At 66.0% G+C, this 15538-nt stretch carries 14 protein-coding genes; 2 read left to right on the top strand and 12 right to left on the bottom strand.

The features are described from left to right. Nucleotide 1: 1 nt before the first annotated feature. Nucleotides 2-898, bottom strand: a complete 897-nt coding sequence (gene cysM, locus ACJ7IV_RS09475; protein ID WP_483864179.1) for a cysteine synthase CysM — start codon at nt 896-898, stop codon at nt 2-4. A 110-nt stretch (nt 899-1008) separates the two neighbouring features. Here cysM and ACJ7IV_RS09480 point away from each other — a divergent pair, with 110 nt between their 5' ends. Then, a complete protein-coding gene (locus ACJ7IV_RS09480; protein ID WP_483864180.1) occupies nt 1009-3732 on the top strand; it encodes an ATP-binding protein in 2724 nt (907 codons plus the stop codon). Here ACJ7IV_RS09480 and ACJ7IV_RS09485 read toward each other — a convergent pair. The 11 genes from ACJ7IV_RS09485 to rpoE form a co-directional block, all read right to left on the bottom strand. Beyond that, nucleotides 3672-4049 (bottom strand): holo-ACP synthase, encoded by a 378-nt coding sequence (locus ACJ7IV_RS09485; RefSeq protein ID WP_483864181.1) that lies wholly within the window; start codon nt 4047-4049, stop codon nt 3672-3674. The two genes, ACJ7IV_RS09480 and ACJ7IV_RS09485, sit on opposite strands and share 61 nt — an antisense overlap. Before the next feature lie 3 nt (nt 4050-4052). Further along, complete coding sequence (gene pdxJ / locus ACJ7IV_RS09490) at nt 4053-4862, bottom strand: pyridoxine 5'-phosphate synthase (RefSeq protein ID WP_483864182.1); 810 nt, start codon at nt 4860-4862, stop codon at nt 4053-4055. A gap of 80 nt (nt 4863-4942) precedes the next feature. Then, complete coding sequence (gene recO, locus ACJ7IV_RS09495) at nt 4943-5653, bottom strand: DNA repair protein RecO (RefSeq protein WP_483864183.1); 711 nt, start codon at nt 5651-5653, stop codon at nt 4943-4945. Beyond that, the gene (era, locus tag ACJ7IV_RS09500) at nt 5654-6553 is read right to left on the bottom strand and encodes a GTPase Era (RefSeq protein WP_483864184.1); all 900 of its coding nucleotides are present in this window, start codon (nt 6551-6553) and stop codon (nt 5654-5656) included. It lies immediately after the preceding gene. Then, nucleotides 6550-7239 (bottom strand): ribonuclease III, encoded by a 690-nt coding sequence (gene rnc, locus ACJ7IV_RS09505; RefSeq protein WP_483864185.1) that lies wholly within the window; start codon nt 7237-7239, stop codon nt 6550-6552. The genes era and rnc overlap by 4 nt, the downstream gene beginning before the upstream one ends. A gap of 55 nt (nt 7240-7294) precedes the next feature. Continuing rightward, nucleotides 7295-8098, bottom strand: a complete 804-nt coding sequence (gene lepB, locus ACJ7IV_RS09510) for a signal peptidase I (RefSeq protein WP_483864186.1) — start codon at nt 8096-8098, stop codon at nt 7295-7297. A gap of 15 nt (nt 8099-8113) precedes the next feature. Further along, entirely contained in the window at nt 8114-9931 is a 1818-nt protein-coding gene (gene lepA / locus ACJ7IV_RS09515; protein WP_483864187.1) for a translation elongation factor 4, read from the bottom strand. A 156-nt stretch (nt 9932-10087) separates the two neighbouring features. Then, complete coding sequence (locus ACJ7IV_RS09520) at nt 10088-11503, bottom strand: DegQ family serine endoprotease (RefSeq protein ID WP_483864188.1); 1416 nt, start codon at nt 11501-11503, stop codon at nt 10088-10090. Between the two features lie 71 nt (nt 11504-11574). Beyond that, nucleotides 11575-12543: a MucB/RseB C-terminal domain-containing protein gene (locus ACJ7IV_RS09525; protein ID WP_483864189.1), complete on the bottom strand. Its 969-nt coding sequence runs from the start codon at nt 12541-12543 to the stop codon at nt 11575-11577. Nucleotides 12544-12557: 14 nt separating this feature from the next. Continuing rightward, nucleotides 12558-13259, bottom strand: a complete 702-nt coding sequence (locus ACJ7IV_RS09530; protein WP_483864190.1) for a sigma-E factor negative regulatory protein — start codon at nt 13257-13259, stop codon at nt 12558-12560. A gap of 188 nt (nt 13260-13447) precedes the next feature. Further along, nucleotides 13448-14053, bottom strand: a complete 606-nt coding sequence (gene rpoE, locus ACJ7IV_RS09535) for an RNA polymerase sigma factor RpoE (protein WP_483864191.1) — start codon at nt 14051-14053, stop codon at nt 13448-13450. Nucleotides 14054-14376: 323 nt separating this feature from the next. On the opposite strand from rpoE, the gene ACJ7IV_RS09540 reads away from it, so the two are divergent. Further along, the gene (locus ACJ7IV_RS09540) at nt 14377-15453 is read left to right on the top strand and encodes a 3-deoxy-7-phosphoheptulonate synthase (protein WP_483864192.1); all 1077 of its coding nucleotides are present in this window, start codon (nt 14377-14379) and stop codon (nt 15451-15453) included. The last annotated feature ends 85 nt before the right edge of the window (nt 15454-15538 follow it).

Raw genomic sequence — 15538 nt, forward strand, 5'->3', positions numbered from 1 at the left:
CTCAGGCCTCCGGGGCGAACAGGCCGGTGGAGAGATAACGGTCGCCGCGGTCGCAGACGATGAACACGATCACCGCGTTCTCCACCTGTTCGGCGACGCGCAGGGCACCGGCCAGGGCACCGCCGGAGCTGACCCCGGCCAGGATGCCCTCCTCCCGGGCCAGGCGACGCATATGCTCCTCGGCCTCGCGCTGACCGATATCGAGCACCCGATCGACGCGGCTGGCGTCGAAGATGCTTGGCAGGTACTCCGCCGGCCAGCGGCGGATCCCGGCGATGCTGGCGCCATCCTCGGGCTGCAGGCCGATGATCTCGACCTGGGGATTGCGCTCCTTGAGCGCCTGGGAGACACCCATGATGGTGCCGGTGGTGCCCATGGAGCTGATGAAGTGGGTGACCGTGCCGGCAGTCTGCTCCCAGATTTCCGGCCCGGTGCCCTGGTAGTGGGAGAGCGGGTTGTCGGGGTTGGCGAACTGGTCCAGCCGCTTGCCTTCGCCACGGGCGAGCATCGCCTCGGCGACGTCGCGAGCCTCCTCCATGCCGCCCTCCTTGCTGACCGTGATCAGCTTGGCCCCATAGGCGGCCATGCACTGCTTGCGCTCCTCCGAGGCGTTCTCAGGCATGATCAGCACCATGCGATAGCCCTTGATGGCCGCGGCCATGGCCAGGGCGATGCCGGTATTGCCCGAGGTGGCCTCGATCAGGGTGTCACCCGGGGCGATCTCCCCGCGCGCCTCGGCTTGTTCGAGCATGGAGAGGGCCGGGCGGTCCTTGACCGAGCCCGCCGGGTTGTTGCCCTCGAGCTTGGCCAGCAGCACATTGTTGCGGCCAGCACCGATCCGCTTGAGGCGTACCAGCGGAGTATGGCCGACGACATCCTCGATGGTGGGAAAATGCATGCAAGCATCCTTCTCTAAAGGTATTTTCAACATTATATCCGCGCGACTCCGGGGTGGACAGGCATCCTCGGGTCGCCTGGCGTTTCGTGTCTCCCACATCGAGAGTTCCTATGACGCTGAAGCTGCGCCTGCTGCTTATCGCACTGGTACTGCCCATGTTGCTGATGGTCAGCGTGGCGGTCATCACCCTGCCCCTGCACCGAGGAAACCATGAGGCGCAGCTTGAGGCCGAACTGATCCGGGCCGCGGGCCTGACCGAGCCCGGCCTGGTAGCCGCACTGCGGGCCAATGACACCCAGGCCCTGGAGGAGCGCGTGGGTCGCCTGCTCGACCTCCAGGAGGTAAAGGCCGTGGCCGTCATCGACGCCGATGGCACGCCACACGTGGAGGTCGGGCGCCTCGAGGCGGGCATCCCTCTCGTCGACGCGCCCGGCATGCAGCGCCATGGCGACGGCCACTGGCGCATGACCTTCCCCCTCGAGGAGGGCAGCTCCGGCGAGCGCCTGGTAATGGATATCGATGCCAGCGGACTGCTGCTCGAGCACTACCGACAGCTGGGTGGTGCCGGACTGTTGCTGATGCTGGGCGCTGGTATCCTGACGCTGGCCACAACCGCCACCTACCGCCGCCTGCAGCGCCCCCTCGATGAGATCGATGCCACCCTGGAGCAACTGACCACTGGCAAGCCTGCGGCCCCCCTGCCGCCCTCGCCTCCCGAGCTCCCCCCGCTGGGCAGCCGTATCAATGAACTGGCCACGCGACTGCAGGAATCCCGCGAAGAGATGCAACGCCAGATCGCCCAGGCCACGGCAGAGCTGGAGGAGTCGATGGAGACCGTCGAGGTCCAGAACATGCAGCTCGACATGGCCCATCGGCGCGCCGTGGAGGCCAACCGGGTGAAATCGGAGTTCCTGGCCAACATGAGCCATGAGATACGCACACCGCTCAACGGCATCGTCGGCTTCTGTCGACTGCTGGGACGTTCGCGGCTGGATGCCCGCCAGCAGGAGTGGCTGGAGCACGTCAACCGCGCCTGCGGCAACCTGCTGCTGCTGGTCAACGATGTGCTGGACTACTCCAGGCTCGAGGCCGGCAGGCTGGAGCTCGAGCGGATGCCAGTGGAAATGGTGGAACTGGTCGACGAGGTACTGGCCCTGCAGGCCCCCATGGCCCAGCAGAAGGGGCTGGAACTGGTCGGCATGGTCTATGACGACGTACCACCGGTACTCCACGGCGACCCGATGCGCATCCGCCAGTTGCTGACCAACCTGGTCAGCAATGCAGTGAAATTCACCGAGCGCGGCGAGGTCCTGGTGCGGGTAATGGTGGAAGAGACCGAGCCCGGCCGTGTCACCCTGCGAGTCAGCGTCTCGGATACCGGCATCGGCCTGTCGGCGGAGCACTGCCGTCGGCTCTTCGACGCCTTCCAGCAGGCCGCACCGAGCCACTCGCGGGAGTTCGGTGGCAGCGGACTGGGGCTCTCCATCTGCCGCCAGCTGGTGGAGCAGATGGGTGGCGAGATCGGCGTGGAGAGCGAGCCCGGCTGTGGCAGCACCTTTACCTTCACCCTGCCGCTAGCCGGCGAACCCGGGATAGAGCGGCCGGCGGAACTGCAGCTGGAGGGCGTAAACATACTGCTGGAGGAGCCGCACCCTGCCACGCGGCATGCCCTGCAGCATCTGCTGCGGTGCTGGGGAGCACAGCCGCTGGAGGCCGGCTCGGCACCCAGCACCACACCGCAGCTGCTGGTGGCCAGCCTGGGCGCTCCGCCCTATCTTCCCGAGCAGTTGCGCCACTGGCGCACACGCCTGGCAGAGTTGCCCTGCCCGGCCCTGTTGCTGTGTACGGCCAGTCCGCTGGACTTTCCCGACCTGACCTTGCCCCACGGTGGCGAGATCCTGGCCAAGCCGCTGGCACGCCGCACCTTCGCCGCTGTTATCGAGCGCCTGTTGCTACCGCAGCGGGACACTGACCCGACCGGCGCGCAAGACGTACCGAACGCCCCTGACACCTGCCTGCGCCTGCTCGCCGTCGACGACAACGACGCCAACCGCCAGCTGATGGGCGAGCTGCTCTCCGGCCCCGGCATGGAGGTCACCCTGGCCAGCAGCGGTGAGCAGGCCGTGGCCCTGGGCAGCCGGCAACACTTCGACCTGGTGCTGATGGATATCCGCATGCCGGGCATGGACGGGATTCATGCCAGCCGTGCACTGCGCCGCCTCGGGGGCCAGTGGAGCCGTACACCGATCATCGCCGTGACCGCCCATGCTCTGGAGGATGAGCGGCGACGGCTGTTGGCCAATGGCTTGGATGATGTGCTTATCAAGCCGCTCGACGCCGAGGACCTGGCCGCCCTGCTGACGCGCCACCTGGGCGGTGCCCCGGCGCATCTCACGTCTCCCCCCACGCCCCCTGCCCGGCCCGACACGACGGAGCTGCGTGCAGTGGATCTGACGCTGGGTACGCGCCTGGCCGGTGGCCGTGAAGCCCTGGCCCGCCAGCTACTCGACCAGTTGGCGGCCTCGCTCGACGAGAGCGAGGCCAGCATACGTCGGGCCCACGCCGAGCAGGATGACGAGGCACTGCTGGACGCCATCCATGCCCTCAACGGCGCCTGTCGCTACTGCGGTGCCCCGCGGCTGGGGTTGCTCGCCGAAACCATGGAGACTCGCCTGCGCACCCGGGGTCGCGAGGCCTTGACACCGCTCATGGAGGACCTGTTCAGCGCCATGGGGGAACTACGCTGCTGGCGAAGCGAGCACCCGCTGGAGCCTTATCCCTCCAGCACCACGAAGGCCACCGCGAACTCCACCTCGTCGGAAAGCGACAGGTGAGTGGCTCGCACCCCCGCGGCACGCGCCAGCTCGTGAGCCTTGCCGGCGAGCAGCAGCGAGGGCCTGCCGAGGGTGTCATTGACCACCTGGATCTCGGTCCAGCGCATGCCGTTCCTCAGTCCGGTGCCCAGCGCCTTGACGAAGGCCTCCTTGGCCGCGAAGCGCTTGGCCAGGAAGGCCGCAGGCCGGACCTGCTCGTGGAGCCGTTCGCGCTCCAGCTCCCCCAGCAGGCGCCCCGCCAGGCGTACGCCCCGGCGTGACAAGGCCGCCTCGAAGCGCTCCACCCTGGCAATATCGGTGCCGATGCCCAGAATCATGGTTCAATGCACACGGTCGTCGTGGTCGTGCGCATGCTCGTGGTCATGGTCATGCTCCTCGAGGGCGGCGACGAAGCCTGCCTCCTGGCCGGCGATCGCCAGGCGCTTCATCTCGGCCACCGCCTCCTTGAGGCCAACGAACAGTGCCCGGGCGATGATGGCGTGACCGATATTGAGCTCATGGATGCCCGGGATGGCGGCTACCGCTTCCACGTTGTGGTAGTGAAGCCCGTGGCCCGCATTGACAGTCAGGCCGAGTTCCATGGCCATCTCGGCGGCCGCCGAGAGCCGCACATGCTCACGGGTCGCCGCATCGCCTGTGGCCTCGGCATAGCCCCCGGTATGCAGCTCGACCACCGGCGCGCCGGCCTTGGCGGCAGCCTCGATCTGCGCGGGTTCCGGGTCGATGAACAGCGACACCTCGCAGCCCGCCGCGGCCAGGCGACGACAGGCGATGCGGATCGCCTCGAAGCCACCGACCACATCGAGACCACCCTCGGTGGTCAGCTCCTCGCGCTTCTCCGGCACCAGGCAGACGTGGGCCGGGCACACCTCTTCGGCCAGGGCGATCATCTCCTCGGTCACCGCCATCTCGAGGTTCATGCGGGTGTTGAGCACCTCGGCCAGCAGGCGCACATCCCGTTCCTGGATATGCCGGCGATCCTCGCGCAGGTGGACGGTGATGCCATCGGCGCCGGCCTCCTCGGCGAGCAGCGCCGCCTGGACCGGGTCCGGGTAGCGGGTACCGCGAGCCTGACGCAGGGTGGCGATATGGTCGATATTGACGCCGAGAAGGATACGGGGGGGATGCATGGGGTCTCCTTAGACAAGCCTTAAGCCGTAAGCTGTAAGCCATAAGATGGAATGGCATCTTATAGCTTACAAGTTACAGCTTACAGCTCCGGGCGAAGCCCGGCGCGCCGACGCTCGGCCAACTGGCGCATCAGCTCCCGGGAGCGCAGTGGGCGCGCGCCCAGCAGCGGTGCCAGGGCGGCGCGGGCCACCGCCTTGGCAGGCCCGGCGAGCCCGGGCGCGGCCCAATCACCGGCAGCGAGCAGACGCAGGGTCCGCCCGTCGAGGCCCGGCTGACCGGGTCGGAAGGCGCAGCTGGTGGCGTCATAGACATAACGTGCCTGAGGGTCGAGTTCGCCACCCTCGGCGTCGATGAAGCGCGGGGCGGCATCCAGCGCCTCGAGCAGCGAGAACTCCAGGCAGCGCAGGGCACCGGCGCGGGAGTCGGGCCGCGGCAGCGCCTCGAGCAGCGAGGTATAGAAGGCAAACACCTCGGCCACCGGCAGCTCCACCGGCAGAACGCGTGTCAGCAACTCGTTGGCATAGAGGCCGCACAGCAGCCCTTCCCCGGCCAGCAGCGCCACCGCGCCTCGGCTCTCCATCAGGCGCAGGCGCTTGAGTTCGCTCTCACCCACCCAGGTCACGTGCAGCGGGGCGAAGGGCTGCAACCGGCCGCGGGAGCGTGAGCCGGGGCGCTGTACACCCTGGGCCACGGCCCGCACCCGCCCGTGGTGCAGCGTCAGCAGCTCCACCAGAGCACTGGTCTCGCGGTAGGGCCGCTTGTGCAGCAGGAACGCCGGTTCGGGGGTCATTCAGTCGAGGTCGTAACCCAGGCTCTTGAGCGCCCGCTCGTCATCGGACCAGCCGCGCTTGACCTTGACCCAGAGGTTGAGCATTACCTTGGCGCCCAGGGCACGCTCCATGTCGAGCCTCGCCTCGCGACCGATGCTCTTGATGCGTTCGCCGTTCTCGCCGATGAGGATCTTCTTCTGCCCCTGGCGCTCGACCAGGATCAGGGCGCTGATATGCACCACCCTGCCCTCGTCGCGGAACTCCTCGATTTCCACGGTCATCTGGTAGGGGAGCTCGTCGCCCAGCTGGCGCATGACCTTCTCGCGCACCAGTTCCGCGGCCAGGAAACGTTGGCTCTTGTCGGTGATCTGGTCCTCGGGGAAGAAATGCACGCTCTCCGGCAGATACTTGGCCACCTCCGCCTCCAGCTCCGGCACATTGGTACCGTGCTTGGCGGAGATCGGCACGATGGCGGCGAAATCGCGGCGGGCGCCCACCGACTCCAGCCAGGGCAGCAGTTCCGCCTTGTCCTTGAGACGGTCGACCTTGTTGACGGCCAGGATCACCGGCGCCTTGACGTGCTCGAGGCGCTGCAGGACGACCTGGTCCTCCTCGCTCCAGCGGGTACGGTCGATGATGAACACCACGCAGTCCACGTCACGCAGGGCCTGGGTGGCCGCCTGATTCATGAAGCTGTTGATCGCCTTGTTGCGATCGCGAGTCTGAATGTGGATGCCGGGGGTGTCGACGTAGATGAACTGGGCCTCACCCTCGGTCTTGATGCCCATCACCTGATGGCGGGTGGTCTGCGGCCGCCGCGAGGTGATCGATATCTTCTGGCCGAGGATGCGGTTCATCAGCGTGGACTTGCCGACATTGGGGCGGCCAACGATGGCCACGAAACCACAGGTCTGGGTCATGACCGGACTCCTTTCGGCTCGAGTTGCTTGAGGGCCACTTCGGCCGCCTGCTGTTCGGCATGCCGGCGGCTGGAGCCGATGCCAGTGGTGTGCTTCTCCAGCAACTCGACATGGCAGTCCACAGTGAAGGTCTGGGCATGCGCCTCCCCCTCCACGTTGACCACCTCGTAGCGCGGCAGCGGTACCTGGCGTGACTGCAGGAACTCCTGGAGACGCGTCTTGGGATCCTTCTGGGTATCCTGCAGGCTGATCTCTTCCAGACGCGCGGCATACCAGGAGAGTATCCGGGCGCGTACCGCCTCCATGCCGGCATCAAGGTAGATGGCACCGATGATCGCTTCGACAGCGTCGGCAAGGATCGACTCGCGGCGGTGACCGCCACTCTTCATCTCGCCGGAGCCGAGCCGCAGGTGCTCGCCGAAGCCCATCTCGCGGGCCAGCTCTGCCAAGGTCTGCCCCTTGACCAGCCGGGCACGCAGGCGTGACAACTGCCCTTCCCGGGCCTCGGGGAAGCGCCGGAACAGGGCCTCGGCAATCACGAAGTTGACGATGGAGTCACCCAGAAACTCGAGGCGCTCGTTGTTCTGGCCACCGAAGCTGCGGTGGGTCATGGCAAGCTCGAGCAGCGAGGAGTCGACGAAGTCATGGCCGAGACGTCGGCTGAAGGCGTTGAGGGTTTGGCTCACGAAAATCCTGTTGTCTGATTCTGTCGTCTGTTTCTGATGGTGAATCACAGCGCGCTCAGTGGATACGTCGCATGCTGGTGAAGCTGGGCAGGCCGCCGTCCCAGTGCATCCAGACGGCGAAGGCACGACCCACCACGTTATCCTCCGGCACAAAGCCCCAGTAGCGGCTGTCGTTGGAGTGATCGCGGTTGTCACCCATGGTGAAATAGTGACCGTCGGGAACTACCAGCTCACGCATCTGGGGCCCGGGATCCCGAGGGTTATTGTAGATGCGGTGCTCCACCTCGCCCAGCTGCTCGGCAAGCATCAGTTCACCGGGTGCCTTGGCCGGCCCCTCGGCCAACAGCGCCTTGGGCACCGCCTCGCCATTGATGTAGAGCTGCTTGCCCTCGTAGCGGATGCGATCGCCCGGCAGTCCCACCACGCGCTTGATGAAATTGACCGATGGCTCGCTGGGGAAGCGGAACACCATGACATCGCCACGCTCGGGCTCGCCCAGGTCGAGGATTTCGGTATGCACCACCGGCAGGCGTAGCCCGTAGGCAAACTTGTTGACCAGGATGAAGTCGCCGATCTCCAGGGTCGGCTTCATGGAGCCCGAAGGGATCTGGAACGGCTCCACCACGAAGCTTCTCAGTACCAGCACCACCAGCAGTACCGGAAAGAAGGAGCGGGCGTAGTCCACCGGCCACGGCTCCTTCATCACCTGTTCGCGGGCATGGGGCGTCAAGCCTTCGGTGGTGCCGGCCTCGGCGGCCTGCAGGGACTGGCGGCGTGCCGGACGCCACCAGAGGAAGTTCAACAGGGTAATCACGCCGGTGACGGCGACGGCGATCACCAGCAGCAGTGAGAAGTCCATGGTGGTTGTCGGTTCCTAGTCGTTGACCCTGAGTACGGCGAGGAAGGCGTCCTGGGGAATCTCCACCCGGCCCACCTGCTTCATGCGTTTCTTGCCCGCCTTCTGCTTCTCGAGCAGCTTCTTCTTGCGCGACACGTCGCCGCCATAGCATTTGGCGGTGACATTCTTGCGCAGCGCCTTGACGGTGGAGCGGGCCACCACCTGGCCGCCGATGGCCGCCTGGATTGCCACATCGAACATCTGGCGCGGGATCAGCTCCTTCATCTTCTCCACCAGCAGGCGGCCGCGGGAGTGGGCATGGTCGCGATGGATGATCACCGCCAGGGCATCGACCTTGTCGCCGTTGATCAGCACGTCCAGGCGCACCAGCTTGGCGGCCTCGAAGCGCTCGAAGTTGTACTCCAGCGAGGCGTAGCCCTTGGAGATCGACTTCAGGCGATCGAAGAAGTCCATCACCACCTCGCTCATCGGCAGCTCGTAGGTGAGCTGGATCTGGCTGCCCAGGAACTGCATGTCCTTCTGGGTGCCGCGGCGCTGCTCACACTCGGTGATGACGTTGCCGACGAACTCCTGGGGCACCAGGATGCTGGCCCGCACGATGGGCTCGCGCATTTCTTCGACGTCGGCCATGTCGGGCAGCTTGGAGGGGTTGGCGACGTAGATCACCTCACCATTCTTGAGCGCCAGCTCATACACCACGGTGGGCGCCGTGGTCAGCAGGTCCAGGTCATACTCGCGCTCGAGACGCTCCTGGATGATCTCCATGTGCAGGGTGCCGAGGAAGCCGACCCGGAAGCCGAAGCCCAGGGCATCGGAGTTTTCCGGCTCGTACTCCAGGGAGGCGTCGTTGAGTGCCAGCTTCTCCAGGGCGTCGCGGAAGTCCTCGTAGTCGTCGGCACTGACCGGGAACATGCCGGCATAGACCTGGGGCTTGACCTTCTGGAAGCCGGGCAGGCGCGCCACATCCGGGGTCTTGGTGTGGGTGATGGTGTCACCCACCGGTGCCCCCTGGATCTCCTTGATGCCGGCGACGATGAAGCCCACCTCGCCTGCGCGCAGCACACCGGTCTCCTTGCGCAGCGGGGTGAAGATACCCACCTCGTTGACCTGCCAGTCGCGACTGGTGGACTTGATGCGGATCTTCTCGCCCTTCTTCAGGGTGCCATCGAAGATCCGCACCAGCGAGACCACGCCCAGGTAGTTGTCGAACCAGGAGTCGATGATCAGGGCCTGCAGCTGACCCTCGGGATCTCCCTTGGGCGGCGGGATATCACGCACCAGCCGCTCGAGCAGCGCATCGATGCCCATCCCGCTCTTGGCCGAGGCCTGGCAGGCGTCGGTGGCGTCCAGGCCGATGATCTCCTCGATCTCGTGGGAGACCTTGTCGGGGTCGGCCTGGGGCAGGTCCATCTTGTTGAGCACCGGCAGTACCTCGAGGCCCTGCTCGATGGCGGTGTAACAGTTGGCCACCGACTGCGCCTCGACGCCCTGGCCCGCATCTACCACCAGCAGCGCCCCTTCGCAGGCGTACAGCGAACGCGACACCTCATAAGAGAAGTCGACGTGCCCCGGGGTGTCGATGAAGTTGAGCTGGTAGGTGTTGCCATCCGGCGAGTGGTAGTCGAGGGTCACCGACTGCGCCTTGATGGTGATGCCCCGCTCACGCTCCAGGTCCATTGAGTCGAGCACCTGCTCCTTGAGCTCGCGTTCGGTCAGGCCGCCGCAGGTCTGGATCAACCGGTCGGCCAGCGTGGACTTGCCATGGTCGATATGCGCGATGATCGAGAAGTTGCGGATATGCTTGAGCTTGTCGGAGGAGGTGTCTTGGGACATCGATGGACTTCTACCTGATGGGGTTCGGGCCGGGGCCGGGCGCAGCAGCGCGGGCCAGCGGCCAGGATGGGCGCATTGTACCGGGATGCTGGTGCCAGATACAGCAGCCCGACGGGAGGACCGTCGGGCTGCAATGGCGTGGCGTGAAGGAGAGGGTCAGTCGCCGGCCAGGCGCAGGGCCACGAACAGCGAGCGCCCATCACGATAGAGGCGCACCGGCACGGCGCGATCCGTAGGCAGCTCACTCACCAGAGAGACCAACTGTGACGCGCTGGTGACGGCCTGGTGATCGATGCTGACCAGGATGTCGCCGGGCTGCAGGCCCGCCGCCGCCGCGGCACCACTGGGGTCGACCTCGGCGATGCGCACGCCGCCCTCGATGCCCAGGCGCTCGCGCTCGGTGGCATCCAGCTCGACAACGGAGATACCCAGGCGCGCCTGCTGGCTGTCGCGGCTCTCGCCGGCGGCGGCACTGCCGCTGTCGGGCCAGTCACCCAGGGTCAGCTCGAGGGTTTGGCGCTTGCCGTCACGCATCAGCTCAAGTTCGACGTCGCTACCCGGCGCGGTGCGCCCGATCAGCCGTGGCAGGGTGCTGGAGTCATGCACTCGCGCACCATCCACGGCGAGGATGACGTCGCCGGCCTGCAGGCCGCCCTCGGCCGCCGGACCCTCGGGGTCGATGTCGGCGATCAGGGCACCACGCGGCTCGTCCATGCCGAACGACTCCGCCAGATCACGCGACACCGGCTGGATCATCACGCCCAGCCAGCCGCGGCGCACCTCACCATCGCTGCGCAACTGGTCGGCCACGTCCATGGCAACATTGATGGGAATCGCGAACGACAGCCCCATGAAGCCACCGCTGCGGGTGAAGATCTGGGAGTTGATACCCACCACCTCGCCGTCGAGGTTGAACAGCGGCCCTCCGGAGTTGCCCGGGTTGATGGCCACGTCGGTCTGGATGAACGGCACATAGGCATCGCGTGGCAGGGTGCGGTCGATGGCGCTGACGATGCCCGCGGTGACCGAGTGGTCGAAGCCGAAGGGCGAGCCGATGGCCGCCACCCACTCGCCGACCTTGAGGTCATCGGAGTCGCCCAGACGCAGCGTCGGCAGGTCGCCGGCGTCGACCTTGAGCACTGCCACATCGGTGCGCTCGTCGCTGCCCACCACTTCGGCGGCCAGTTCGCGACGATCATTGAGACGCACCAGGATCTCGTCGGCGCCATCGACCACATGGGCATTGGTCATGATGTAGCCGTCATCGCTGATGATAAAGCCGGAGCCCAGCGACTGACGCTCCTGGGGCCTTCCGGGCGTCTGGCCCGGCGGCATCGGAAAGCGGTCGCCGAAGAAATGCCGGAAGATCTCGGGTATCTCCTCATTGCCGAACCCCTGGAAGGGGTTACGGCTCTCCACCATGCGGGTCGTCGAGATGTTCACCACGCCGGGAGCCGCCTCCTCGACCAGTTCGGTGAAGTCTGGCAGCTCACGGGCCATGGCGCTCTGCCAGGCCAGCAGGGTTCCGGCCAGCAGCATCCACAGGGAAAAGTGTCGCAACGTTCGCATCATGTTGGCTCCTGCGTGGTTTTGGTTGGGCAATGCGAAGATAACGGGGGAACGGCATCGACTCGCCAGGGGGATCAGGAGTCGGCGGCTTCCCAGTTCAGGGTATCGGCGACCTGCAGCAACACCCGCGGCGGCATCTCGCCCATGACCACCACCTGGCGGGGGGCGCCGCCCAGCTCGCGGTGACGTACCACGGCATGGGAGACGCCGAGCCGGTGCAGGCCGGGGGCCAGGGGTTCGATACCGTCGAGGGGCGAGACGAAGACACTGAAGGTAGAGAGACCATCGCTGTAAAGACGATGGGTCACATCACTCGCGTGACGTCCGCTGCGGGTTTCCACGGGCTGCGCCCTGAAGCCGGCGGGCAGCCAGCCGGGGCTCCAGGCATCACGAGGCGCCTGGCGGGGAGCATCGACGCTCACCTCACCCTGGTGCAGCCGCGGCTGCTCGAGCACCGTCAACTGGAAGGTCTCCACGGCGCGACCGGTCTCGTCGAGCAGGCTCTGCTTGAGAGTCAAGCCGGTATCGACGTCGAGCCACAGTCGCTTGCCGTAGCGGAAGCTGTCCAGCGGCGAGATATCCAGGCGGCGGGCACGCCGGTTGGCGATGCGCTCCTCGCCCCCCAGGCTCAAGCGATAATGTGATGTGATACTGGACGCGATGCCCTCAGGCGTCGCGGGGGCCTCGTCGCCTCCTGACCAGCCCAGGCGGCCGATGCGACTGCGCCGCTCGAAGGCCATGGGAGGCCCATCCAGGAAACGGGCATGGCCCCGCTCGAGGCCGCCATCCACTTCATGACTCAGCACGAGGGTGCGCACGCCGTCGAAGCCGATACGCACCGCATGGGCATCGTAGCGGTAGCAGTGACCGGCCCAGAGGCTGAGCTCATACCAGTCGAGTGCGCTCTGCGGTGCAGGCTCCTCTGCGAGGACGCGGCAGTCGAAACGGTCCGCATCGGGGGTCGCTTCCAGTGCGACGGCCGGCAACGCGGCCGCCATCAGGCACGGCAGGATACCCGCGGCGCAGCTGCGTAGGACGCGCATCGCCTGCCTCCCGTTCAGCGCTGACCGAGACTGTCGCCACCGCTGGCGCGCAGCAGCGGCATCCAGGAGTCACCGCTGCGGTAGGCGGCCCCCTCGGCATGGCGGTCCAGGTAGGATTGCAGCAGACGTGCCTGCTCCTCGTCGGCCATCAGCGACTGTCGCTGGCTGGGCGCCATGAACATCGGCGTGCTCGGCATACCGGAACCCACGGTCATCAGGCCGCTACCGTCACCCTGGGGCAGTTGGAAGAGCGGCAGCTCGGCCAGGGAGGGGCGCTGGGACCCTCCGCCGGAGAGACCGGCGGGAGACGCCTGGGAAGTCCCCTCTCCGGAAGCCAGCTCGGTTGACGCGCCCTCCCCGGGCACCCCGCCACCGTTGTAGAACTGCACACCGGTAATCACCATCAGCGACACGGCGGCAGCGATGCCGGCACTGCGCGCAAAGGGCAGTGACCGACGGACAGCGGGTGGTGCAGCGTCGTCCTCGCGGGCCGGCGCCGGCTCGCTCTCGAGACGCGCCAGGATACCCGCGGAGAGGTCGACGCTGACATCCACCTCCGACTCGCGGCGCATCAGGCTGCGCATGAGGTGATAGCGTCGCCACGCCTCGGCAGCATCCGGTTCGTCTTCCAGCGACTTCAGCACGCGGCGAAGCTCGAGCTCATCCCCCTCGTTGTCCATCAGGGCAGAAAGCGATTCCCGTGCGTTCTGACTCATTCTCAACACCTCAGCCTGGCAAGGCCGTGCCTTGCATCCGTTATCAGCCAGATATCGGCATTCGCGGGAGCTGCTCTGGGAATGCCGACATCCTGAACCGCCAGTGGCGGATCGAACACTGCATGTGACGCCAAAGGCGCCGGACAGTTCAGCGAATCAACAAGAAATCGGCAATTTTCTGGTGCACTTCACTCATCGACCGTCTCACGATTGCGTGCGGTGGTGACCAGCGGCTGAATATGCGCATCGACCGCCTCACGTGCGCGGAAAATCCGCGAACGTACCGTGCCTACCGGGCAATCCATGATATTGGAAATATCCTCGTAGGAGAGGCCATCCAGCTCGCGAAGCGTGATCGCCGTGCGCAGGTCATCGGGCAGCGCCTCGATCGCCTCGAAGATGGCCGCCTCCAGCTGGTCGCGGGCCATGGCCGCCTCGGGGGTCTCGGTATCTGAGAGACGCCCGCTCTGGTCGAGGATCTCGGCATCGACGATATCCAGATCGCTGCCCGGCGGACGCCGTCCCCGGGACACCAGATGGTTCTTCGCCGTATTGATGGCAATACGGTACATCCAGGTATAGAACGCACTCTCGGCGCGGAACTTGCCCAGGGCACGATAGGCCTTGATGAAGGCCTCCTGGGCCACATCCTGCACTTCGGCATGATCGTGCACATAGCGACCGATCAGGCCGATGATCTTGTGCTGATACTTCTTCACCAGCAGGTCGAAGGCGCGAGTATCGCCCTTCTGGGCACGCTCGACGAGCTGCTGGTCGGTTTCCCTGGCACCCATCTAGCCCCTCCCCGTCATCAGGCGACGGGAGAGGCGGCGTCGTCCGGAAGGCCTTGAAACTTCAACTGCGTGGCTTGCTTGCATAGCGTCTACCTGGAGCCTGGGCGGATGGGGGTCGATGACCGTCAACAAGAGTCGCACAAGTGTTCCCTTTTCCAGTTCATCCATCAAGCGGTGGTCGTTAGCGGACGCGGGCGCTGTGACAATGCGCATACCCCGGAGGTTCCCGCGATTGATCCGCCGCACCCCGCCCGGTGTATAGTAGGCGCACAAGAATCACGCCGTCAGGCCCTCAGCGCAGACACGACAGACAAGGTACTCGAATGACAGATCAGCAGGTCAGCAACCTCAACGTCCTCTCCCAGGACGTGCTTATCACCCCGGAAGCCCTCAAGCAGGAGATTCCGCTTACCGACGCCGCCGAGAAGACGGTCATCGAGGGGCGCCACACCATCCAGCGCATCCTCGACGGCGAGGATCCACGCCTGCTGGTCGTGGTCGGCCCCTGCTCCATCCACGACGTGGACGCGGCCATCGACTACGCGCGCCGCCTGCGCCGCCTGGCCGATGAGGTGAAGGACAGCCTGTATATCGTGATGCGCGTCTACTTCGAGAAGCCGCGCACCACCGTGGGCTGGAAGGGCCTGATCAACGACCCCCACCTCAATGGCTCCTTCGAGATCGAGGAAGGGCTGCATATCGCCCGCAAGCTGCTGGTGGAGCTCGCCGAGATGGGCCTGCCGCTGGCCACCGAGGCACTCGACCCGATCTCGCCGCAGTATATCCAGGACTGCATCAGCTGGTCGGCGATCGGTGCGCGTACTACCGAATCCCAGACCCACCGCGAGATGTCTTCGGGCCTCTCCTGCCCGGTAGGCTTCAAGAACGGCACCGACGGCAGCCTGGATGTCGCGGTCAACGCCCTGCAATCGGTGGCGCATCCCCATAACTTCCTGGGCATCGACTACAAGGGCCGGGTGGCGATCATCCGCACCCGCGGCAACGTCTACGGCCACGTGGTGCTGCGTGGCGGCAACGGCAAGCCCAACTACGACAGCGTCAGCGTGGCCCTGGCCGAGCAGGAGCTCAACAAGGCCGGCATCAAGCCCAACATCATGATCGACTGCTCCCACGCCAACTCCAACAAGGATGCGGCGCTTCAGCCGCTGGTGCTGGAGAACGTCACCAACCAGATCCTCGAGGGCAACCGTTCGATCATCGGCTTGATGGTCGAGTCCAACATCGGCTGGGGCAACCAGAAACTGACCGAGGACCTGAGCCAGCTGAAATACGGTGTCTCCATCACCGATGCCTGCATCGACTGGGAGACCACCGAACGGGCCTTCAAAGAGATGGACGAGAAGCTGGCGCCGGTACTGGCCAAGCGCATCGAGGCCTGATCGAGCCGCCCGGCACAACCACCCAGCGGTTCCCGGTACCGTGCACGAAAACCCCGCGCCACTGCTGTCGGCGTGGGGTTTTCTT

It is taken from the genome of Halomonas sp. C10-5, from assembly GCF_057169305.1.

What these genes read in the sequence shown, in the direction of transcription:
- ACJ7IV_RS09525 (WP_483864189.1), bottom strand. Translation starts at nt 12,543, where the DNA reads ATGCGCGTCCTACGCAGCTGCGCCGCGGGTATCCTGCCGTGCCTGATG.
- lepB (WP_483864186.1), bottom strand. Translation starts at nt 8,098, where the DNA reads ATGGACTTCTCACTGCTGCTGGTGATCGCCGTCGCCGTCACCGGCGTG.
- recO (WP_483864183.1), bottom strand. Translation starts at nt 5,653, where the DNA reads ATGACCCCCGAACCGGCGTTCCTGCTGCACAAGCGGCCCTACCGCGAG.
- ACJ7IV_RS09520 (WP_483864188.1), bottom strand. Translation starts at nt 11,503, where the DNA reads ATGATGCGAACGTTGCGACACTTTTCCCTGTGGATGCTGCTGGCCGGA.
- ACJ7IV_RS09480 (WP_483864180.1), top strand. Translation starts at nt 1,009, where the DNA reads ATGACGCTGAAGCTGCGCCTGCTGCTTATCGCACTGGTACTGCCCATG.
- ACJ7IV_RS09530 (WP_483864190.1), bottom strand. Translation starts at nt 13,259, where the DNA reads ATGAGTCAGAACGCACGGGAATCGCTTTCTGCCCTGATGGACAACGAG.
- ACJ7IV_RS09540 (WP_483864192.1), top strand. Translation starts at nt 14,377, where the DNA reads ATGACAGATCAGCAGGTCAGCAACCTCAACGTCCTCTCCCAGGACGTG.
- lepA (WP_483864187.1), bottom strand. Translation starts at nt 9,931, where the DNA reads ATGTCCCAAGACACCTCCTCCGACAAGCTCAAGCATATCCGCAACTTC.
- cysM (WP_483864179.1), bottom strand. Translation starts at nt 898, where the DNA reads ATGCATTTTCCCACCATCGAGGATGTCGTCGGCCATACTCCGCTGGTA.
- era (WP_483864184.1), bottom strand. Translation starts at nt 6,553, where the DNA reads ATGACCCAGACCTGTGGTTTCGTGGCCATCGTTGGCCGCCCCAATGTC.
- pdxJ (WP_483864182.1), bottom strand. Translation starts at nt 4,862, where the DNA reads ATGCATCCCCCCCGTATCCTTCTCGGCGTCAATATCGACCATATCGCC.
- ACJ7IV_RS09485 (WP_483864181.1), bottom strand. Translation starts at nt 4,049, where the DNA reads ATGATTCTGGGCATCGGCACCGATATTGCCAGGGTGGAGCGCTTCGAG.
- rpoE (WP_483864191.1), bottom strand. Translation starts at nt 14,053, where the DNA reads ATGGGTGCCAGGGAAACCGACCAGCAGCTCGTCGAGCGTGCCCAGAAG.